18 protein-coding genes are annotated in these 20,513 nt (G+C 52.4%); 14 read left to right on the forward strand and 4 right to left on the reverse strand.

The genetic code is table 11. The annotated features are described in order from the left end of the window. Positions 1–313, forward strand: a 313-nt coding sequence (locus tag NTV65_06710; GenBank protein MCX6114887.1) for a hypothetical protein, incomplete at its 5' end; no start/stop codon positions are given. 51 nt (positions 314–364) lie between these two features. Here NTV65_06710 and NTV65_06715 read toward each other — a convergent pair. Further along, the gene (locus tag NTV65_06715; protein MCX6114888.1) at positions 365–3,403 is read right to left on the reverse strand and encodes an extracellular solute-binding protein; all 3,039 of its coding nucleotides are present in this window, start codon (positions 3,401–3,403) and stop codon (positions 365–367) included. 70 nt (positions 3,404–3,473) lie between these two features. Between NTV65_06715 and NTV65_06720 the strand changes: the two genes are divergently transcribed. Then, positions 3,474–3,872: a hypothetical protein gene (locus NTV65_06720; GenBank protein MCX6114889.1), complete on the forward strand. Its 399-nt coding sequence runs from the start codon at positions 3,474–3,476 to the stop codon at positions 3,870–3,872. A 10-nt stretch (positions 3,873–3,882) separates the two neighbouring features. On the opposite strand, the gene NTV65_06725 is transcribed toward NTV65_06720, so the two are convergent. Continuing rightward, positions 3,883–5,052 carry an ABC transporter ATP-binding protein gene (locus NTV65_06725; protein MCX6114890.1) on the reverse strand — a complete coding sequence of 390 codons (1,170 nt, stop codon included), beginning with the start codon at positions 5,050–5,052 and terminating at the stop codon, positions 3,883–3,885. A gap of 55 nt (positions 5,053–5,107) precedes the next feature. Between NTV65_06725 and NTV65_06730 the strand changes: the two genes are divergently transcribed. The 8 genes from NTV65_06730 to argH all read left to right on the forward strand — a co-directional run bounded on the left by NTV65_06730 (position 5,108) and on the right by argH (position 14,069). Then, a complete protein-coding gene (locus NTV65_06730) occupies positions 5,108–7,879 on the forward strand; it encodes a DEAD/DEAH box helicase (GenBank protein ID MCX6114891.1) in 2,772 nt (923 codons plus the stop codon). A gap of 141 nt (positions 7,880–8,020) precedes the next feature. After that, a complete protein-coding gene (locus tag NTV65_06735) occupies positions 8,021–8,311 on the forward strand; it encodes a BrnT family toxin (GenBank protein ID MCX6114892.1) in 291 nt (96 codons plus the stop codon). After that, positions 8,292–8,519, forward strand: a complete 228-nt coding sequence (locus NTV65_06740; GenBank protein ID MCX6114893.1) for a CopG family antitoxin — start codon at positions 8,292–8,294, stop codon at positions 8,517–8,519. The genes NTV65_06735 and NTV65_06740 overlap by 20 nt, the downstream gene beginning before the upstream one ends. Positions 8,520–8,610: 91 nt before the next feature. Continuing rightward, positions 8,611–8,835 carry a hypothetical protein gene (locus NTV65_06745; protein MCX6114894.1) on the forward strand — a complete coding sequence of 75 codons (225 nt, stop codon included), beginning with the start codon at positions 8,611–8,613 and terminating at the stop codon, positions 8,833–8,835. Positions 8,836–8,840: 5 nt separating this feature from the next. After that, a complete protein-coding gene (locus NTV65_06750) occupies positions 8,841–9,557 on the forward strand; it encodes a hypothetical protein (protein MCX6114895.1) in 717 nt (238 codons plus the stop codon). A gap of 135 nt (positions 9,558–9,692) precedes the next feature. Continuing rightward, on the forward strand, positions 9,693–10,835 hold the full coding sequence (locus NTV65_06755; protein MCX6114896.1) for an alpha/beta fold hydrolase: 1,143 nt from the start codon (positions 9,693–9,695) through the stop codon (positions 10,833–10,835). A gap of 6 nt (positions 10,836–10,841) precedes the next feature. Beyond that, positions 10,842–12,602 carry an acyl-CoA dehydrogenase family protein gene (locus tag NTV65_06760; protein MCX6114897.1) on the forward strand — a complete coding sequence of 587 codons (1,761 nt, stop codon included), beginning with the start codon at positions 10,842–10,844 and terminating at the stop codon, positions 12,600–12,602. 51 nt (positions 12,603–12,653) lie between these two features. Then, positions 12,654–14,069 (forward strand): argininosuccinate lyase, encoded by a 1,416-nt coding sequence (gene argH, locus NTV65_06765; protein ID MCX6114898.1) that lies wholly within the window; start codon positions 12,654–12,656, stop codon positions 14,067–14,069. Here the strand turns inward: argH and NTV65_06770 are convergent. Then, on the reverse strand, positions 14,066–14,413 hold the full coding sequence (locus NTV65_06770; GenBank protein ID MCX6114899.1) for a hypothetical protein: 348 nt from the start codon (positions 14,411–14,413) through the stop codon (positions 14,066–14,068). The two genes, argH and NTV65_06770, sit on opposite strands and share 4 nt — an antisense overlap. Positions 14,414–14,629: 216 nt before the next feature. On the opposite strand from NTV65_06770, the gene NTV65_06775 reads away from it, so the two are divergent. Next, entirely contained in the window at positions 14,630–15,196 is a 567-nt protein-coding gene (locus tag NTV65_06775) for a hypothetical protein (GenBank protein MCX6114900.1), read from the forward strand. A gap of 10 nt (positions 15,197–15,206) precedes the next feature. Here the strand turns inward: NTV65_06775 and NTV65_06780 are convergent, their stop codons facing one another. Next, the gene (locus NTV65_06780) at positions 15,207–15,482 is read right to left on the reverse strand and encodes a hypothetical protein (GenBank protein ID MCX6114901.1); all 276 of its coding nucleotides are present in this window, start codon (positions 15,480–15,482) and stop codon (positions 15,207–15,209) included. 90 nt (positions 15,483–15,572) lie between these two features. Here NTV65_06780 and NTV65_06785 point away from each other — a divergent pair, with 90 nt between their 5' ends. Genes NTV65_06785 through NTV65_06795 form a run of 3 tightly spaced genes read left to right on the forward strand, consistent with a single transcriptional unit; the run spans position 15,573 to position 20,231 of the window. Further along, a complete protein-coding gene (locus tag NTV65_06785) occupies positions 15,573–17,621 on the forward strand; it encodes an alpha amylase C-terminal domain-containing protein (GenBank protein MCX6114902.1) in 2,049 nt (682 codons plus the stop codon). A 47-nt stretch (positions 17,622–17,668) separates the two neighbouring features. Next, positions 17,669–19,024 carry a cystathionine beta-synthase gene (locus NTV65_06790; GenBank protein MCX6114903.1) on the forward strand — a complete coding sequence of 452 codons (1,356 nt, stop codon included), beginning with the start codon at positions 17,669–17,671 and terminating at the stop codon, positions 19,022–19,024. Continuing rightward, positions 19,017–20,231: a PLP-dependent aspartate aminotransferase family protein gene (locus tag NTV65_06795; protein MCX6114904.1), complete on the forward strand. Its 1,215-nt coding sequence runs from the start codon at positions 19,017–19,019 to the stop codon at positions 20,229–20,231. The genes NTV65_06790 and NTV65_06795 overlap by 8 nt, the downstream gene beginning before the upstream one ends. Positions 20,232–20,513: the final 282 nt, after the last annotated feature.

The following is a 20,513-nucleotide window of genomic DNA, read 5'->3' on the forward strand; positions in this document are numbered from 1 at the left end:
CGCCAGCGCTGGGGCTGGGTATTACGGAGCGTTAGAGCTAAGTGGAAACCTATCTGAGCGGACCGTTACGGTAGGAAACTCAGATGGGCGCGCCTTTACCGGACTGCACGGTAACGGAGAGGTTGATACGAATGGAAGGGCTAACGTTACTAATTGGCCCGCAGCAACTACTGCGTCTGGAATCGGTTTTCGGGGCGGTTATTATTCACAAAGTAGCACTTACGCTCGTACCTCTGATCGTGCAGAGGCTTCCAGCACCGATACCGCGCGCAGCAGCTCCTACGGTGGGCGCGGGGCGCGGACGGCACCGTAGTCATAGGGATGGGGGCGTTAGCGTAGGCTTAGTTAGAGATGTAACGCCTTTCTAGCGTCCAGCGTTCCTCCGTATCCGCCGCACTAGGCCAAATAGAAGCAGCACTCCAAGTAAGGCCGAGGGTACCCATGCAAGGGTCACCGCCGTAGAGGGCTCTAGAAATCCCTGCCTCCTGGCCAACTCACCCCATTCCTGCAACTTCTCGCTACGAAGCTTCGAATCATCTCCCCAGGAGCCGCGCGCCATAAGAAGTGCTGCATCATGCTCTGATATAGGGATGCCACTAAGTTGACTCGGGCCAGTTCTAGCTCTTTTGGCTGCCCCCACAAGGCGATCGTGAACGTCGATAATAAAGGCCCCAAAGAGATCGTTAACGAGGTTCCAGCGCTGCGCTGCTAGCGCGGCTTGGTACGGAACAACTGCGTCCCATTCGAACGGATTCACCGCAACTACGCTGGCTGGCTCTACCCGCCCGTATAAATCTGGACGTACTGTGAGCTTTCCGATCTCAAAGCGACGTGGAGCGCCAGGTTGACCAAGTTTCGCATAAAATAGCCTCTGCCCCTTTTCTGAGAGTACGAACTCTATAAAAGCCTTGGCAAGTTCGGGGTGTGGTGCGTTACGAAGAACAGCGATCCCATCTCCATTAATAGCAGGATAATCGCTGGGAACAACGAAGGCGATCCGATCGGAACCGAAGCGCCTTAGGATCTCGCCACCGTAGGTATCGATAGCGATTCCATACACCATCTCGGCGCTCGCAACCTCTTTACCGATCTGACTCGCACCACCCGAGAAGTTCCTAACGTTTCCAGAGATACGTTGCAGAAGTTGCCACCCATCCCTCCATCCATAACCTTGCAGCACTATCTCGTACATGGCGTGCATACTTCCGCTCTTACGCGGATCTCCAGCACCAACCAGATCGAAATATTCAGGCTTCGCTAGATCGGCCCAAGTTGTTGGTGTTGGCAAACCTAGACGCGCTACAGCGACTTTATTGTACACGATCCCGAAGGTGCTGAGGGCCGCCGAGAACCACTCACCTTTTGGAGAGTAAAGCGGCACGCCAGCAATACCCGGGGGAATAGCCGCAAGGATCTTTGAATCGAGCTTTACTGGCTGCAGGATTTGATCGCGTGCTAGCTCAAGAAATACATCAACCCCACCACTAAAAAGCAGATCAACCCCAACCCGCTTATCATCGCGCTTATACTGCGACCTAAGGTACTTAACGATATCGGAGGTTCCTCCTATATCAAGCCAGCGTAGCCTTACCTCGCGGCCGGTCTTGGCCCGCCACTCCTCTGTAAATGCCCATTCAAACTCACGCTTAATCCCCTCCCAGTGCGAGCTCACCAATACCAGCTCATCCTGCTCGGCTAAGCAGGGCCGACTGGCCAGCAAGGCAGCCGAAAATCCAATAGCCATTATAGAGCGTTTTAGCGCAGACTGAGCAGTCAGGCGCTCCGCAAGAAAGAAAGCGCCGGTCATAACCAACATAACGATAACGCCTAAAGCCGCAGCTACCTCCATACCATCCGGCCTTCCCATCAGGGCATAGATAGCCTTTGAGATCGGATAGAAGCGCTCCTCAAGGGCTAATAACAATCCATCACTCACCTCGATCATGGAGTAGGCGAAGGTTAGGATTGCGCCTACGAAGAGGTGCTTACCTATAAGGGGGAAAACGATCTTGCGCGAGATATGCCACGGGGACGCTCCGACCATAAGTCCAGCATCCTCAAGCGACCTACTCGCCTCCTGCAGTCCGGCACTGGCAGAGCGCACCATCGCCGGCATACGCCGCACGACGTAGGCCGCGATCAGAAGCGGGAATGGATTTATTCGATTGTCTAAGATCGTGCCCGAGAATGCCCCGATATATCCAAAAGCAAAGGCTATCCCTGGCACAGCGAGCGGCACTATCGAGAGCGATTCAAACACAACTCCGGTCACGCCGCCCACCCGAACGATCAGATACGCTGTAAGGAATCCTATTACAACCGTAAGGATACTAGCCGTAAAGCTAAGCCACAGGCTGTTAAATAGGCTACGGCTTGTCATCGGATGCTGCAGCACCTCTATAAAATGGCTGATGGTCCAGCGCCCAGGTAGGACCGACATAAACCACTCATCTGAAAGCGCTATTAGGATCACAGATATCTGCGGTACGATAGCCGCAAATGCGTAGGTAAAAAACGCTATCTGGCATAACACCTCTCGCTTCGGCGAAAGTTTGTGCGCCAAGCGCCCCTCGCGCGAACGCCCATGGTGTGCAAAGGCTCCACTTAGAAGGGATGCCTTAGAGAGAAGAAAGAGCGAGATGCACAGCATGCAGGTAAAGAGGATAAAGGAGTAGCCGACCGGATTCTCATTCACATCGGCTAGCATATTATAGATCTGCACAGAGATGGTCTTGCGGTACTCAAAGATAAGCGGTGTACCGAGGTCGGTAAAGCTTCCGATAAATACGAGCACAGCACCGGCGAACCAACCAGGAAAGGAGAGTGGAACGATAATCTTACGAGCGGTGCGCCAACGTGAGGCGCCTGCCATAAGTGCAGCTTCCTCAAGGGCCTGGTGTGCGTTTTGGAGAGAGGCGCTGATACTAAGGTAGAGGATCGGAACCAGATGAATAGTCTGCAAGACTATCACCCCCAAGACCCCACCGGCCCCTAGCCAGTTTATCGGGCTATCGATGATGCCAAGGTTAAGTAGCAATACGTTCACACTGCCGAAGCGACTAAAGAGCTGCCGAAACCCGAGCGCTCCCACGAAGGGGGGGATAACTAGGGGTAGTAACAGTAGGGAGTGAATCCAACCACTTCCACGGAACCGATAGCGAGCCAAGATAAATGCTAACGGGTAGGCGATAAGGGAGCAGAGCAGGGTGACAACGATAGCCAGGTTTAGGCTGTTAAAGAGCGCCTCTCGGTAGTACTCCGTGCTGATCATCAGCAGAAGAAAGCTCAGGGAGGGCTCACCACCAACAATTACAGCCCGTAAGAGCACATGTGAGAGCGGATACAGCATAAAGAGTATGAGGAACGCCGCAAGAGCCCAGGGATAGAGGCGGTGTTTAGTCATAACTTTATAGGAGCACAATATGTTACTGAAACAAGCATCATATAGATACTGTGGAGTTTTATCCTTTCTTATGGCTACTTGTATAGTGGCTGCCGCCCCCTGCCTAGCTCAAAACAACTTCTCAGGGCAGATGATCGCATCCTCGCCGTGCAGCCTGGAGTCGGACGATTCCACCGAGTGTATGACTGTAATCGTTCCTTTATCTGGCACACTGTCAATCAAATCCAGCTTAGGAAAGTCGCTACGAATCAAGGTCGATAAAGATGGTGTGTTCTCAAAGAGTGTTTCGAGCGGAACCTATGACGTAAAGATTGAGAGACTGAGCCGCAACGGGGAGAATCTCCCCAAGCGTCAATTTAAAACGTCTCCCAGTACCGTTACGGTCACCGACGATGGTCAGCCCCAACTAATCTTGGTCTATAACCGAGCACGCAGCGCCCCCTCCACCAAGATAGGAATCGGCTTCTAGGTAACTTCGCTCACTTTACATCTGATATCAAGGTCGCCTCCGAAGGCTCCCAGCCAATTGAAACCTGATCGCCAGTAGCTAGACCATTACTTCGCCCAGCACCCATGGCACGACCCTTAATGTGCGTGGAGGAGCCCACCAAGAGCTCAAAGTCCTCGTATGAGCCGTGATAGGTGACACGCGTTACCTTAGCCTCAATGCCCCCAATAGAGGCTACTTGGTCCGGCTTATAGATCTGAATCGACTCGGGCCTAACACAGAGCAGTCCAGAGCTAGGCGCACTAGGCAGGGTTGCAATCTGAACCGTAATCCCAACCTCGTCGACAAGCGTTGCGACCCCCAATCCGCGCCCATTCGTTTCGCCGATCGCAACCGCTAACAGATTAGCCTCCCCCAGAAAGCGTGCCGCAAAGGGCGAGCTAGGATGGCGGTAAAGCTCCTGAGGGGTACCGAGCTGCACGAGCTGTCCGGCGTTTAGAATAGCCATACGGGTGGCAAGCGCCAGGGCGTCCTCCTGATCGTGCGTTACATATATAATAGTCAACTTTAGCTCGCGGTGTAGCGCTAGTAGCTCAGCCCGGATCTCGTCTCGTAATCGGGCGTCAAGATTAGAGAGCGGCTCATCCATTAGGATAACCCTTGGCTGTAATGCCAGGGCTCTTGCTAGCGCCACCCGTTGCTGCTGACCGCCTGAGAGCTCGTGCGGATAGCGGTGCTCAAAACCCAGCATACGAACCGCTTCGAGCGCATCATTCATGCGTAATCGTTGCTCATCCTGAGAGAGTCGCTGCACCTCTAGTCCGAATCGAACGTTCTGCGCAACCGTCATGTGCGGCCAGAGCGCATAGTGCTGAAAGACCATCCCGATCCCACGTTTCTGCGGGGGCACTGAGTTAACTACCGCACCATCTATCGCAATGGTACCCCCATCGGCTCGCTCAAGCCCGGCTATAATACGGAGCAGGGTGGACTTTCCGCAACCGGAGGGTCCCAGGATAAAGAAGAACTCTCCAGAACTGATCTCAAGCGAGATCTCAGAGAGTACCGATTGAGGCCCAAAGCTCTTTGAGACCTTAGATATAGTTAGCGCCGCCATGTGTAGGGTATAACGTGTGAGCCGCGCTGACTCAATAGAGTGTATAGGGCAACTTTTTATAAGGGGAGCCGATATTGTCTTCATAGCTATTACTACATAGCTATGTTGTCTAGTTATTCTGTGGCACGATAAATACGGTATGCCAGCACCCCGTAAACCTAGAAAAATCCCCCCATGGCGGCGTAATCAGGGCCCCGTCCTCTCGATCTTTAGAGAGGGTGCGCTGCTACGCCTTGATTTCGAGTACTCCCCGGAGCGTGTTCAGGCGGTTAAGGCTATGCTCGGCGCGCGCTACGACCCGCTCGATAAAAGCTGGAGCGTTCCAGCAGAGCTTATCGCAACGGTTCGTGCATGTACGGCCTTTCCCGCCCAGCAGGTTATTAACGCACTCGCTGGCGATAACGCCGCTATCATCCCACATGATCAGGCGATGGAGCAGCTTAGAGCGAACCCATTTGCGGTAGATGAGGGGGTAATCGCCTCCGTTCGGGTAGATCTGATCGTGCGCTTCGCCGTAGAGCGTAGGCGCTTGCGCATCCTTGCCCGCATCGGCTCACAGGCGCACAAGATCTTAAAAAAAACCGAGTCGGCGCTCTACTCCCTGCAAGACGGGGCCTATGTCCTACCGGTAGAGGGACTGACACCATTCCTTAAACTGCTGAGGGATGCCAAAAGCTCCTTTGCGATAGATCTTGTTGCCGGTGCAGCGCTAGCTGGTTCAGGGCCCTTGCGTAGGAGCATACTAGCCGCACCGGGATCCTTTGGTGGTGAGGATCTCTCTGCAGCCCTACTTACTCCGTTTATTACCGAGCTACAGGAGGAACCGGACACCTTTCGACCGTGTTACTTTACCGCGGAGCAGTTTAAGTTGGCTTTTCCTGGCGTACAGAGGCGCTCTGGACAGAAGCCCTTTGTGCTCGATATGCGGGGGCTCTTAGCGCTCTCGTCCCGTCTAGGATCGCTACCTTTTACTGTCTGGCTAACGAAAGAGGTTACCCGAGTACTCGCCGAGCGGCGCGAATCTTTACTCAGGGAGGTATCGAGCTCTCAGGGTCCGCTCGACGATGTTGTGGTTGATGTGCTCGACTGCCCACTTCTATGGAAGACCGCCACTTCTGGGCGCGGGGTGCTGGTTATAAATCTAGAACCTGAAAGTGAGCTGCGAGATCTAACCCTGACCAGACTATCGGAGCTGCTAGACACCACCTATGCCAAGGGGGGGCGGGTGATATTTGCCGAGCTACCAGATTCGCAGCTCGTCTCGGTTGTAGCTGAGATGCGGCATCTCTGCGAGGTGCACGGATTAGGAGAGATCCCCCGCAGTGAATCGTTCGAGCGCCTTGAGCGTGATGTTGCAAGACGCATGACTCTGCGGGAGCGTTCGGCCTTTTTCGGCTCCCTTGAAGATGTGCCGGCTGAGGCTCTAGTTGGCCTTGAGCGAGAGAATGCGCTGCGCCTTTTTCCGCACCAACGGGTTGCTATTCAGTGGCTCCAGCAAACACCCTACGCCTTTCTGGGTGATGATATGGGGCTTGGTAAGACCCTCTCAGTGCTTTCCTACTATGTGACACTAAGGCGTACAGATAGCTTCTCGCTACTCATGGTTGCTTGCCCCAACTCGCTAGTCAGAAACTGGCTGCGCGAGATCTCCATGTGGTTTCCAGAGCTAAAAGCTACTGCGCTAACCGGGGACAAGGGCACAAAAGCCTGGACCCTTCGAATGCTTAATTCAGGGGCGCTTGAAACCGACGTAGTGATTGTAAACTACGAGGGGGTGAGACTTTCCTACGTTATGCCGGAGTTGCAGCGACTCGCCTCTGAGCGCCGTACATTGCTAGCGCTTGATGAATCACAGAGGGTTAAAAACCCAACAGCTAAGACCTTTAAAGCCCTAAACGAGATAGCGCCGAGCTGCGATAGGCGGGTGCTGTTAAGTGGCACTCCGGCACCGAAAGATGTGAGCGACCTGTGGGCGCAGCTACGAATTCTTGATGGTGGAGAGCGCTTCGGCAGGAGCTTTTATAAATGGCTCGATCGGGTAGCTGAGCTTGGAACTGAGTTTAGCGATTTCGCCGTAAAAAAATGGCGCGATGATGAGGTAAACGAGAGTATCCTTCGGGCGCAAGAGATCTTACTGCGGAGACGAAAGGAGCGCGTGGTTAATTTACCCGAAAAAACCTTCTCGCTGCGCGAGGTCGAGCTTAGTGGAAGCCAACTGGAGCGTTACGAAGAGATCCGTGAGGGACTAATCCTTCGCATGCGCACCATTACCGGGGAGCAGTTCGTGCGCGAGATTACAAATATCCTTGAGGAGTATCTGCGCGCCGTGCAGGTCTCCTCGAACCCCCGTTTAATCGACCCGGGATGGAAGGGGGAGCCCGCCAAGTTCCTTGAGCTAGATGAGATCGTAAACGAGGTTGTTCGTGAGCAGGGGCAGAAGATAGTCTTATGGACGAACTATCTCGGGAACGTTCGTGAGCTGTGCGAGCGCTATAAGGATCTCGGTGCTGCGCCATTTAGCGGCGAGGTGTCGGCGGCGGCGCGGGACCTGACCGTTAAAGCCTTTCAGGAGGGCGATCAGATTCGAATCCTGGTAGCAATTCCGGCGGCTGGTGGTGTAGGGATAACCCTAACGGCTGCTCAAACTGCAGTGTATATCGACAAGACCTGGAACGCCGAGCACTGGATGCAATCGGTGGACCGCATTCACCGTATCGGACAACGGGGTACCGTTAACGTTATCTCGTTACTTGGATGCAAGGTTGATGAGATAATACACTGGAACCTGAGAAGAAAGGAGCAGCGTCAGGCGGAGATACTGGGGGACATCAGGCAAGCTGAGATCTCAATACCCACAGACTCTGCTGGAATATCTCGAGAAGAGCTGATGCAGGCGCTTGAGATGCTATAGGGCGCTAGTCCTATCCCCAGTGCTTCGCTCCATCAAAACCGAAACAAATCCTCGACAGTTTCGATATATTAGGCGGCCATAGCTCTACAATCGAAGGGTAACAGCCGAAAATACTCGCCTAATTAATGTATATACGCTAATATGTTCTCATGGGACTTAGCAAAAGCTGCCATTAACCTCCTAAAGCATAAGGTGTCGTTCATGGAGGCCTGCTCGGTATTTGAAGATACGCAGGCTCTTGAGGGGCTTGACATAAGACACTCCGAGAAAGAGGAGAGGCGGTTTATTATAGGTGGATCAGACAAGGCTCGGACCTTAACCGTAATATTTACAGTTCGGAGACATCAGAATGGCAACGAAACGATCCGCATTATCAGCGCGCGGCAAACATCAAGAAAAGAAAGGAAGGCATATGCCGGACAAAGAAATTAACTTCTCAGATATCCCTGAACTGACCAGCGAACAGCTCTTAGGAGCGCGCAGAGTTGGTCGACCAAGAACAGGCTCTGCAAAGCAATTAATTGCCCTGCGAGTAGCGCCAAACCTTTTACAGAGGTTGAAAAAACTAGCCAAATCCAAGGGGCTTCCATATCAAAGATTAATGCATGAGATGTTGGAGCGCGCCGTAAAAAAGGGATGACAGCTTAGCAATTAACCCCTCTCTATCAACCGCTAAAAAGTTAACTCTTGGCATCTGTCCCGAAGAGTTAAAAACATGTTAAAGATGCGATATGAAAACCCTCTTTTTTATCCTACTAGCTACCGTAAGCCTAACGTTCTCCGCATGCTCGCTGACTCCTCGTCAGCGCTGCGAAAAGTGGCGCGCTGACGGAGAGATATTCTCGCGCATTGAGCGCTGCCAACGGTGCGTAAGGCAGTTGGGCGATTCTGACGTTGGGGCCGTCCGTAGCTGCGCCTTCGGGATAGATACTACCAAAGCGCTGCAGGGACTATAATAAGCATGGTCGAAAACAATACCTCCCAGGGCCCTCGTGGCGGATGTCTCGGTTACGGGTGCCTAATCGCTCTAGGGATACTTATTACCGTGCTCTCGGTGATCGGGTACTACATTCTTACCAGTATGCGTAACGCGGTCGATACGTACACCTCAACCAGTGCTGCGCCCTTTGAGCTGAGCGCCGCGGCTAGCACGCCCATGCAGAACGCAGCCCAAGGCAAGGTTAATGAATTAACACGGGTGCTCTCAGATAAGGGCACAAGCGGCACCTTTGAATTTTCAAAGGGGGAGATACTAGCTGCTGTAGCGAGCTCGTCCCTCGCTAAGTTTGCTGAAATATATCCAGAAAGGGGAGAGATCGTTGCGCGCTTCTCTTTTAAGCTAAGCCAACTCTTTCAAGACTCCTATGCAAGCGTTCTGCTCGGAGAGGCGATGGAAAGGTACGCATTTGGATCGGCCCGTGGAAAGATTGCACTCGTTACAGGGGCCATTACAGTCGAGCTAAGCGAACTTAACCTTAACGGCAGATCTGTAGAGAGCACCGCCCTTATTGCAGCGGCCGAGTGGATCTCAGGCGCAATTACGGCTGCGGCAACTGACCCGGAGACACTATCCACTGGTGGAGGGGCTGCTGCTGCTGGAGGGACATTGCTTGATAGGCTTTCGGAGCTCTCTGTTGCAGACAATACCGTAATAGTATCAATTAAACCAGCTAGTTAACGTAATTACCCACGCTCAACTCCAAGCTGCTATAATTGTACATGGATAGAGTTTAGATCCATTTACTGCGAGCGTAAATCTTGGCAAGTCCGAGACTTACCCTGCGACATCCTATAGTTAGGAGATGCATTTTTAGTGGCTAAAAACGATACACGCGCACACGATACAGTTTCAGACTACTGCATCCTTAACGGCCGTAACGACGCCCGCTTAAGCGATGTTGAGCGGCTTACTATGCTCGGAGGGGGAGCCTTAGAGCGCGTACTCTCTAAGCTCGGTCGAAACCTTGATAACGTACGCCTTGATACCTTTGCGCCCGGCCTTGATCCGCAGACCCTGCTTGAGTACCGCACAAAGCTACTCAAACTACGCACAGAGGGCGCACTGAGCGAACTTCTCGCTGCCCCAACAGCTACGCTTGAGCCGCATGTAGTTCCAATTCACGGATTTCCGAACGGTAGGGTGGTTGACCTAGCATTTGATTCTCATTTTCCTGCGAGTAACTGGCAACACGATTGCGATTATCAGTTGATTGAAGAGAATCAGATCTCTCATGTGCGGCTCTGGGAGCATACGGATCGGAGCGAGCCTAGACCAACTATCGTTGCGATACATGGCTGGACGATGGGCGACCAACGTGTAAACTCGCTCGCATTTCTGCCAGGACTCTACTTTTCACTCGGATGCAACGTAGCTCTCGTAGAGCTGCCGTTTCATGGGCGTAGAATGCCGAGCAACGCTCCGGAAGGGGTGCCCCTTTTTCCTAGTGCAGATCCGATCCGCACCTGTGTGGCCATGGCGCACGCCCTGCACGACCTGCGGAGCCTCAGTGCATTTCTAGAGCGACAGGGACACTCGCAGATATGTTGTATAGGTATGAGTCTAGGCGCCTATGTAGGGGCGCTTTGGAGCGCTCTAGATAATCTTCACAGAACCGTGTTGGTTGTGCCGTTAGTTTCGATGGGGGACATGGCCTGGGAGCTTTTAAAGCGTAAATATGCCGATAACGGCCCCATTCCGCCCGAGCTAAGCCTATCGTTACTACGCGATCTCTTCTCTGACCATAATCCGCTCTCGTTTAGCCCTAAAACGGCTCAGGAATCCATTATGGTTATCCGCGCTACGGGGGATCATCTGGTAACCCGCTCGCAAATTGCGCTCCTGCGCCAAGGTTGGCCCCGTGCTAAGTATCTATGGACCGAGGGTGGTCACGGCGCTGCAACTAAGCAGGGTGATATCTTCACCCGTATGACCCGATTTTTACTAAAAGGGAAATAACGAAACATGTCACGATCTCATTCAACGCCGCAGGAACAGCTTAGCCCCGCTAAGGGCCTTTTTCTCGGTGAAGTTCGCGATTCTAGTCTCTTTCCATTTCCGCAGATTTCGCAGGCTGAGCGCGAAACCCTTGCACTAGTGATAGAGTCCGTAGATCGGTTTATGGCCGATAAGGGTGCGCTATTTAAGAAGTTCGATGAAACCGGAGAGCAAACATCTGAGTACATAGATGAGTTAAAGGCTCTAGGATTATTCTCGCTAATCATACCGAGCGAGTTCGAGGGCCTTGGACTATCTAATTCGGGCTACTCAAGGGTGCTACAGCAAACAAGTCGCTACGATGCCTCGAGCTCGCTCACCATAGGCGCGCATAGCTCCATAGGAATGAAGGCGCTACTCCTCTTTGGAACGGAGGAGCAAAAAAAATGCTATCTGCCACGTCTAGCCTCTGGGGAGCTAATAGCAGCGTTCTGCTTGACGGAGGCTGGCGCAGGTTCCGATGCGGCTGCGATTAAAACACACGCAACAAAGAACGAGGACGGCTCCTGGAGCTTAAACGGTGAGAAGATCTGGATCACTAACGGCGGCATCGCTGGATTCTATACGGTCTTTGCAAAGACGGCCAAAACAGATTCTGCGCACGGCAAGATTACCGGCTTTATAGTCGAGCGTGAGTGGCCCGGCGTTTCTAACGGCCCCAAAGAGAACAAGATGGGTATCCGTGCTTCGTGCACTACAACTGTCCGCTTTGATAATGTGCAGGTGCCTGCCAACTGCGTTCTAGGCGAGGAGGGTGCGGGTTTTAAGATCGCTATGGCGGTGCTTAATAACGGAAGAACCGGACTTGGTGGTGGCTCTGTCGGTGCGATGAAGAGGTTAATCGAGCTAGCTATCGCCCAGACTACGCAGAGAAAGCAGTTCGGAAAGAGTATCTCAGACTTCAAGCTGATTAAGGAGAAGATAGCGCTGATGACGACCCTCTGCTTCGCTTCCGAGAGTGTTGTAAGCGTTGTGGGTGGTTTGGTTGATAGCGGTTGCGAGGATTTCTCAGTCGAGGCTGCGATCAGCAAGGTCTATGCTTCAGAGGCGCTCTGGACAGTTGCCGACGAGGCGCTGCAAATCGCTGGTGGTAACGGCTTTATGAAGGATTACCCATATGAGCGAGTTGTAAGAGACTGTCGGATTAACCGCATATTTGAAGGTACAAACGAGATCCTTAGGCTCTACATAGGTCTTTCCGGAATGAAGGATGCTGGCGATGCCCTAAAGGATGTTGCGCGTGGAATTAGTGGGATATTCAACGACCCTATTAAGGGCTTTGGCCTTCTCTCAGGGTATGCCGGTAAAAAGATAGGCCAGATGATACCACTTGGGCGAAGCTCGCTCTCGCAGATTGCGCCTAGCCTTAAAAGTGAGGCGCTCGTACTTGAACAGGGGATTGCAAAGTTGGCCCAAGCGGTCGAAGCGACCCTTAAACGCTACGGAAAGGGTATTATCGGGGAGCAGATCGTTACAAAACGGATAGCCAACTCCGCCATCGACCTCTTTGTGGGGATGTGCGTTCTGGCCCGAGTAAGTTCAATAATAACAGAGAAAGGGGTTGATAATTGCGGCGATGAGCTAGCTATTGCACGGGTTTATACCCATCTGGCAAAGGAGCGGGTATCCTCTAACCTTAAAGAGCTAAACCGGAACGCCGACACAGAGCTTCTGAAACTAGCGGACTCCGTAATCGAGAAGGGAGCGTACCAATGGGACGTCTTGTAAAAATCAAGCGCTGGTCATAACCTTCCCTCAATACTGAGAGGGGGGGGGGCTATGAAGAAGCTTTGGGGTGGTCGTTTTTCAGAATCAGCGGATAGTTTTGCAGAGGCTTTCGGTGCCTCTATCCTCTTTGATTGCAGGCTCGCCCCCTTTGATATTCAGGGCAGTATTGCGCATGCACAGATGCTCGGTGAAACCGGCATTATCACAGCACAGGAATCCAGCACCATTCAGCAGGGCCTAAGTCAGGTACGCGCCAAGCTAGAGCGCGGAGAGATTGAGTTTAGAATCTCAGATGAGGATATTCATATGAATATCGAGCGCTATCTGACAGAGGAGATAGGCTCATTAGCAGGCAAGCTCCACACGGCGCGCAGCAGAAACGATCAGGTAGCATTGGATTGCCATCTCTTTGTTCGAGCACAGATTATTGAGTTCGTCTCGGCGTTACTACTCTTACAAGAGAGCCTAATCGGACAGGCGCGCGCCAATCCTGCCGCTATTATGCCGGGGTATACGCACCTGCAACGGGCTCAACCGGTACTTTTTTCGCACCATCTCTTGGCATATGCGCAGATGTTTCAGCGCGATATTGGGCGGCTTACCGATCTCTGGAAACGGGTTAATATTCTACCCCTTGGGGCAGGTGCGCTAGCCGGAACGACATTCCCTATAAATCGGGAACGGGTTGCTGAGCTCTTAGGATTTGATGAGCTCTATGAGAACAGCATGGACGCTGTTAGCGACCGTGACTTTGTTATCGAGTTTATATCGTGTGCCGCTACCTGTATGATGCACCTCTCGCGCCTCGGCGAAGAGCTGGTGCTCTGGACTACGGGCGAATTTAGCTTTGTGGAGCTGCACGATTCGCTCTCTACTGGAAGCAGTATCATGCCGCAAAAAAAGAACCCAGACTTTGCCGAGCTCATACGCGGCAAAACCGGAAGGGTATACGGGGCGCTCACTACGATTCTAACCGTGATGAAGGGATTACCCCTGGCCTATAATAAGGATATGCAAGAGGACAAGGAGTGTCTATTCGATACGGTCGATACCGTACTTGGATCGCTCAGGGTAGCGGCGGATATGATCCGCACCTGTAAGATTAACGCGCTATCAATGCGCGCTAGCGCGGAGCTTGGCTATACCAACGCAACCGATGCGGCTGATTATCTCGCCAAAAAAGGCCTGCCATTCAGAGAGGCTCATGAGGTGGTGGGCAAGCTAGTGCGTTACGGTATTACAGAGGGAAAGGGGCTTGAGGCCTTATCGCTTGATGAGTACAAGCAGCTCTCTCCTATCTTTGAAGCCGATATCTTCGAGGCAATCGCGCTTGAAACCGTTGTTAATAGAAGAACCAGTAGGGGAGGAACAGCGGCATCGGCCGTAGAGCAACAACTTAAGCTGCTTGAAAATGAGGGTGCGTGCACGCTTGAGTGGATTGCTATACACACTAAGATAGTTGGTTAGTGCGCCACCTGAGAGTTTAGAAGATCGCCGCCCCGTTTTAGCCCCGTAGCGTTTTCAAGCTTTATCACAAAGGACTGAGCGGCTGCAGAGATCTGCTGCTTAGACCAACCTAGAAGCGTTAGCTCGTCGGTGTATGCGGTTGCAAAGTTAAGGTAGTAATGCAGCAGCTCCTCATCGCAGGCGATCGTAAAGAGCCCTCGGCGAGGCATCATCGGAACATCCTTTACGTGAAATATTTCGCGCTGTGAGATAAGCTTGGTGAAGTAGACCCAGGCATCACGGGTTAAAAGCTGCGCTACCTTCTCCTCATCCTTGCCTAGCTCTATCGAGTACTTAGCGTTCATATACGGAGTTGCGGTAGGGTTAATTGTGTTACTTACCGAAATTATGATGCTACGCCGTGGTAGAAGGGTTCCAGTAACTATTCTCTCAGTCAGAACCTCATAATGGAGCTCAATAGTCCGGATCTATCCTTATGGGTCACCATCGAAACTAAGATCCTTTACTACATGCCGATTTGGCCGGATAATTAACGTATTAGCCAGCAAAGGACGTAGCATATGGCAGCGGGCAGAGATATCGACCCTAATCTAAAGCTCTCTCACCAAGAGATTGAGAACGCTAAAGCCTCCCTTCAGTTGGGCCTATACGCACTGAACAATCTTAAAAATGAAGACAACCTGACGAGGCTATCTGAAAAGATAGCTAATGTGACGCAAAATATTCGAAAGATCGCAACAACCCTTGACCAGATCCGCTACGGCGTTAATGAGATCCTGGAAAACCTCCCGCTACCTGACACCCGTGCCGAGAGGTTAGTTAAATGGTTCAGTCTAACTCCAACCGTCACGCAATGCTTCTCTGCTACCATGAACTACATGCGAGATACGCGGGAGGGTGAATTCGTTCCCCTCGATCTTCTTACGCAAAAGCTTGCATTAAGTGCAGCCGACTCCAACAAAGATAAGAGTAAGGATACCGAGCGGATTTTGCGCTCAATAGTAGATCTAAGGATGCTTGAGTGTCTTCGTATGCCGGGATCACAGCCAAGCTATGCTCTAAGCGCAGAGGCTCGTGGCTTGATTAAAGAGGGTGTCTTTGCCTCACTCGGTGTTGCTCCTGTCTAACCGCACCTAATCAGTGCCGCTCGGCCGCCTCAATAAAGTAGGCATACTTCGCAAAATCAAACGCTATAACAACTCCAATAGCGTCGATTACGAACTGCGCATCATCGGGACCTACCGCATATCGATCGAGCATCTCCGGGTCGCTCTCGACCGGAACATCGAACTGCACACAGAACTTAGTGAGATCAAAACCCTTGATTTCAATCAGATCCATAAGCTCCTCCGTCTCTCCGTTTATCAGGGTAAGGATGTGGCAGGCTTGGGTCTTTGGTTTATCTGTTGTCATAACTTTTCACAGTGTAGCTGAATTAAGCATTATTACGCTACTGTTGGGCTCCCTAGGCAGTACAAAATGAGCTAGCATGCTTAAGTGGATATGACATCAGAGACCCCTAAACTAGTTCAACTCGATGGCTGGCTCGCTCCCTTCGCTGGCGCTATCGAATACCGTGGCCGCCTTGCTAAGGATTTCGAGCAACGCATTACCAGCGACCGCATGTCGTTGGTTGACTTTGCCCAGGGGCACGAGTTCTTTGGGCTGCACAAAACGTCCTCTGCCTGGATCTTGCGTGAACGCGCCCCGAACGCCTCCCGTATTACAGTTATCGGCGACTTTACTGGCTGGAAGGAGGACTCACGTTACGACCTAGTTCGTCGTGACCAAAGCAGCTGGGATATCACGTTACCACTTTCGGCTCTTAAGCACGGTGACCACTATAAGCTACTAATGTTCTGGCATGAGCACGGTCGTGAGATCTGTGCAGAGCGTATTCCATCCTTCTGTCGTCGGGTTGTTCAGGACCCAACTTCTAAGCTCTTTAGTGCGCAGGTCTGGGCGCCGACTGAGAGCTATCGTTGGAGACATCCGAATTTTAGAGTTCAAAAGAGCGCTCGCCGGATCTATGAGGCGCACGTTGGTATGGCGCAGGAGGATGCCAGCGTAGGAACTTATCGTGAGTTTACCGAGCGGATACTTCCCCGTATCGCAGACGCAGGCTACAACACGATTCAACTGATGGCCGTCCAGGAGCATCCATATTACGGCTCCTTTGGTTACCAGGTCTCAAATTTCTTCGCGCCATCCTCGCGCTTCGGCACCCCGGAGGATCTAATGGAGCTAGTCGATACTGCACACGGCCTCGGTATCGCGGTGATTATGGATCTAGTGCACTCGCACGCCGTTAGGAACGAACTTGAAGGGCTAAGTAGGTTCGATGGAAGCTACACCCTCTATTTCCACGAAGGGGCGCGCGGCGAGCACCCTGCCTGGAATACGCGTCTCTTTGATTACGGAAAAAGCGAGACGCTACATCTCTTGCTCTCTAATTGTCGTTACTGGCTAGACCATTTTAAGTTCGATGGTTACCGCTTTGACGGAGTAACGAGCATGATCTATCACGACCACGGGCTTGGCTCTGGGGCATCATCATACGAGCACTACTTTAGCGGTAACGTAGACGAGGACGCCGTGGCGTACCTCTCGCTTGCAAACTCACTTATTCACGAAATTCGCCCCGATGCGATAACTGTCGCCGAGGAGGTTAGCGGCATGCCAGGCCTTGCGGCACCTATAGAGCAGGGCGGGGTCGGTTTTGATTATCGTCTGGCGATGGGCATCCCTGATTACTGGATTAAGCTCCTCAAGCACACCCGCGACGAGGATTGGAACGTATCTCAGATCTGGCAGGAGCTTACTAATCGTCGCGCCGATGAGCGCACCATTAACTACGCCGAGTCGCATGACCAGGCGCTAGTTGGCGATAAGACCGTTATGTTCTGGCTTGCTGACCAGGAGATGTACTGGAACATGGGGGTGAGCGATCAGAGCTTTGTTATAGATCGTGCCATTGCTCTGCATAAGATTATCCGACTGATTACCCTCGGAACTGCTGGTCACGGCTACCTGACCTTTATGGGGAACGAGTTCGGGCATCCGGAGTGGGTTGATTTTCCCCGTGAGGGCAACAACTGGTCGTATCACTATGCGCGTAGGCAGTGGAGCCTTCGGGATGCGCCAGATCTAAAATATCGTTACCTGGCGGATTTTGACCGCGCCATGATGAAGTTAGCCGAGGACTCTGCGCTATTAGAGCAGGAGTGGCCCTATAAGCACTACGAGCACGTAGAGGATAAGATCCTGGTGTTTGAGCGGGCAGGGCTATTATTTGTATTTAATCTGCATCCAGATAGGTCGTGCCAAGATCGCGAGATATGGGTTAAGCCGGGGCGCTACACGGTGGCGCTCAATACAGATAATGCGTGCTATGGTGGTGCAAATCATATCGATTGCAAAACCGAGTACGCTACTGTACCTTTTTCTGTACCTTTTTCTGCCGCACCTTTTGTTACTGCAGCTAGCGGAGCTATAAAACTCACGATACCGCCCCGTACTGCGTTAGTGCTTCGCCTTATAGTTGCAGCTTAAAAGGAATCTTCTTTCGAGCTGCCTGGGTGTGCGGTACAATTAGATTCATGACAACCTCGGTGCTCGACCTAATAGGCAATACCCCCATCCTGCAACTAACCCACTTCGATACAGCGGGGTGCGAGATATACGTAAAGCTTGAGAACCAGAACCCAACCGGCTCTATCAAGGATCGTATCGCGCTCGCTATGATCGAAGCGGCCGAGCGCTCAGGGGAACTGATGCCTGGAGGCACCATAATAGAGGCAACGGCAGGAAATACCGGCCTTGGACTGGCCCTCGTTGCGGCCTTGAAGGGCTACAAGTTACTGCTCGTTATTCCGGACAAGATGAGTCAGGAGAAGGTGCGCACCGTACGAGCCCTCGGTGCTGAGGTTATCATCACACGCTCCGACGTAGGAAGGGGGCACCCGGCCTACTACCAGGATATCGCCGAGCGTATCGCAGCTGAAACCCCCGGCTCATTCTATGCAAATCAGTTCGCCAATCGCGCTAATCCCGATGCGCATGAAGCAACCACCGGCCCAGAGATGTGGGAGCAGATGGGGCACCATATCGACGCTGTTGTATGTGGGGTCGGTTCAGGTGGAACGATGACCGGGCTTTCGCGCTTCTTCGCCAAGGTTTCACCACAGACCGAGATGGTGCTGGCCGATCCTAAGGGCTCAATCCTCGATCACTATATCAAAACCGGCGAGCTCCTAAAGGAATCTGGAAGCTGGCTAATTGAGGGCATGGGAGAAGACTTTATCCCACCGGTATCGGATCTATCACGGGTTAAAAAAAGCTATTCGGTAGGTGATGCTGAGAGCTTCGAGTTCGCACGCGAGCTATTCAGACGCGAAGGTATCCTAGCCGGAACATCCTCAGGGTTACTGCTTGCTGCAGCCCTGCGTTACTGCCGCGAGCAGACAACGCCGAAACGGATCATTACCTTTATCTGCGACACCGGAAATCGCTATATTACAAAGATGTTCGACGACACCTGGATGCGCGACCAGGGCCTAATAGCCGGTGAGCACTACGGAGATCTAAGGGACCTGATAACCAACAAAGTCTCGATCTCCGTAGAGCCTAGCGATACCCTGCTTATAGCCTACACCCGTATGCGGGCGCATGGGGTCTCTCAACTTCCGGTCCTTATAGGTACGGAGCTAATCGGTATTATCGATGAGTGGGATCTGCTGAGTGCCGCAAGCCCAGATAAAGCGCAGTTCTCGCGTAACGTACAGGACTTTATGTCTACACAGCTTGAAACCCTCCACCCTAGCGCCGATCCATCCGCGCTGGTGCCGCTTCTAGAGCGTAATATGGTTCCGATCGTAGTACATGAGGGGCGCTTTATCGGACTTATCACTAAGATAGACTACCTTAATTATCTGCGCAGGAAGAACGATGACTAAAAATAAAGACTGCTCTCAATCCGCTAGTTTTTCAACTATGGGTTTTTCAACTATGGCTCTGCATGTCGGGCAGGAGCCTGAAGCAACCACCGGCGCGATTATTCCACCTATCTTTGCAACCTCAACCTACGTACAACGTAGCCCCGGGGTGCATCAGGGCTTCGACTACGCGCGCTCACACAATCCCACTCGCTACGCCTACGAACAGTGTGTGGCAAGCCTCGAGGGGGGCAGCGCCGGATTCGCCTTTTCAAGTGGACTTGCCGCTAGCGCAACGGTGCTAGATCTACTACCCGCGAACTCCCATATCATCGCCGGTGACGATCTATACGGCGGAACCTATCGACTCTTTGAGCGAGTCCGAAAACACTCGGCTGGTCTTGAGGTTACCTATGTAGATCTCTCTGATCCCCAATCTGTTCGGGCGAGGCTAGACGAGGCGCGCAGGCCAAATACCCGCATGCTCTGGATTGAAACCCCAACTAATCCACTACTAAAGATTGTCGATCTGGAGCAGGTTGGAGATTTTGCGCAAAAAGCTGGCCTTATCTCGGTCTGTGATAATACCTTCGCCTCACCCTACCTACAGAGCCCCCTTAAGTACGGATTCTCGCTCGTTCTGCACTCCGCCACGAAGTATATAAATGGACACTCCGATGTAATCGGAGGGATCGTCGTGGTAGGCGATAACCTGGAGCTTAAAGAGCGCTTGGCGTTTCTGCAAAACGCCGTCGGCTCGGTGCCGAGCCCCTTTGACTGCTTCCTTATTCTGCGCGGTGTAAAGACCCTCGCAGTTCGCATGGAGCGTAGCGCTGCAAGTGCGCTGCAGATAGCAGAATACCTCGAAAAACATCCCTTAGTTGAAAGGGTGATCTATCCTGGGCTACCAAGTCATCCACAATATGCCGTGGCAAAGCGACAGATGCGCTCAGGTGGTGGTATGATTACGACTATCCTGCGGGGCGGACTAGAGGCCTCGCGCACCTTCCTTGAGAACGTGAAGATCTTCTCATTAGCTGAAAGCCTGGGTGGTGTTGAGAGTTTAATCGAACACCCAGCCATTATGACGCACGCCTCTATTCCAAAGGAGATGCGCGAAAGGAACGGCATCGTCGATGGCCTGATTCGACTATCGGTGGGCATAGAGGATCTACCAGATCTTATCGGGGACCTTGATGCCGGGTTTAGGGGCGTAGCTGTAAATTGAGCCCCGAGCCACCATCAACAACAAAGAGGACGCCGCTTGACGGGAGCCCCCTTTTTCAAGGTCATTGAGTAGCCCAAGGCAACTGGCACCGCTTTCTGTATTGGCTTGATAGAAGCCTAACACCTATTTTTTCCGCATTCTGAGTATCCGTCCCCCCACGCCCATGTTTTTTGCGGGCCGCGTTTTTTGTAAATAGCGTGTAGTGCAAAGAAAAGAGGGGGCATTGATGAAAGGCGTGGATATCGAGCGACATTTGGATGAGCAACAACGGTCAGGAAAGAA

The sequence above is a fragment of the Pseudomonadota bacterium genome (assembly GCA_026390555.1).
Classification (GTDB): Bacteria; Bdellovibrionota_C; UBA2361; order UBA2361; family OMII01; genus OMII01.

Bases quoted from the DNA above. Each gene is read 5' to 3' on its own strand.
- NTV65_06730 (MCX6114891.1), top strand. From the start codon at position 5,108: ATGCCAGCACCCCGTAAACCTAGAAAAATCCCCCCATGGCGGCGTAAT.
- argH (MCX6114898.1), top strand. From the start codon at position 12,654: ATGAAGAAGCTTTGGGGTGGTCGTTTTTCAGAATCAGCGGATAGTTTT.
- NTV65_06780 (MCX6114901.1), bottom strand. From the start codon at position 15,482: ATGACAACAGATAAACCAAAGACCCAAGCCTGCCACATCCTTACCCTG.
- NTV65_06745 (MCX6114894.1), top strand. From the start codon at position 8,611: ATGAAAACCCTCTTTTTTATCCTACTAGCTACCGTAAGCCTAACGTTC.
- NTV65_06790 (MCX6114903.1), top strand. From the start codon at position 17,669: ATGACAACCTCGGTGCTCGACCTAATAGGCAATACCCCCATCCTGCAA.
- NTV65_06715 (MCX6114888.1), bottom strand. From the start codon at position 3,403: ATGACTAAACACCGCCTCTATCCCTGGGCTCTTGCGGCGTTCCTCATA.
- NTV65_06720 (MCX6114889.1), top strand. From the start codon at position 3,474: ATGGCTACTTGTATAGTGGCTGCCGCCCCCTGCCTAGCTCAAAACAAC.
- NTV65_06725 (MCX6114890.1), bottom strand. From the start codon at position 5,052: ATGAAGACAATATCGGCTCCCCTTATAAAAAGTTGCCCTATACACTCT.
- NTV65_06775 (MCX6114900.1), top strand. From the start codon at position 14,630: ATGGCAGCGGGCAGAGATATCGACCCTAATCTAAAGCTCTCTCACCAA.
- NTV65_06795 (MCX6114904.1), top strand. From the start codon at position 19,017: ATGACTAAAAATAAAGACTGCTCTCAATCCGCTAGTTTTTCAACTATG.
- NTV65_06785 (MCX6114902.1), top strand. From the start codon at position 15,573: ATGACATCAGAGACCCCTAAACTAGTTCAACTCGATGGCTGGCTCGCT.
- NTV65_06760 (MCX6114897.1), top strand. From the start codon at position 10,842: ATGTCACGATCTCATTCAACGCCGCAGGAACAGCTTAGCCCCGCTAAG.
- NTV65_06750 (MCX6114895.1), top strand. From the start codon at position 8,841: ATGGTCGAAAACAATACCTCCCAGGGCCCTCGTGGCGGATGTCTCGGT.
- NTV65_06740 (MCX6114893.1), top strand. From the start codon at position 8,292: ATGCCGGACAAAGAAATTAACTTCTCAGATATCCCTGAACTGACCAGC.
- NTV65_06770 (MCX6114899.1), bottom strand. From the start codon at position 14,413: ATGAACGCTAAGTACTCGATAGAGCTAGGCAAGGATGAGGAGAAGGTA.
- NTV65_06735 (MCX6114892.1), top strand. From the start codon at position 8,021: ATGTTCTCATGGGACTTAGCAAAAGCTGCCATTAACCTCCTAAAGCAT.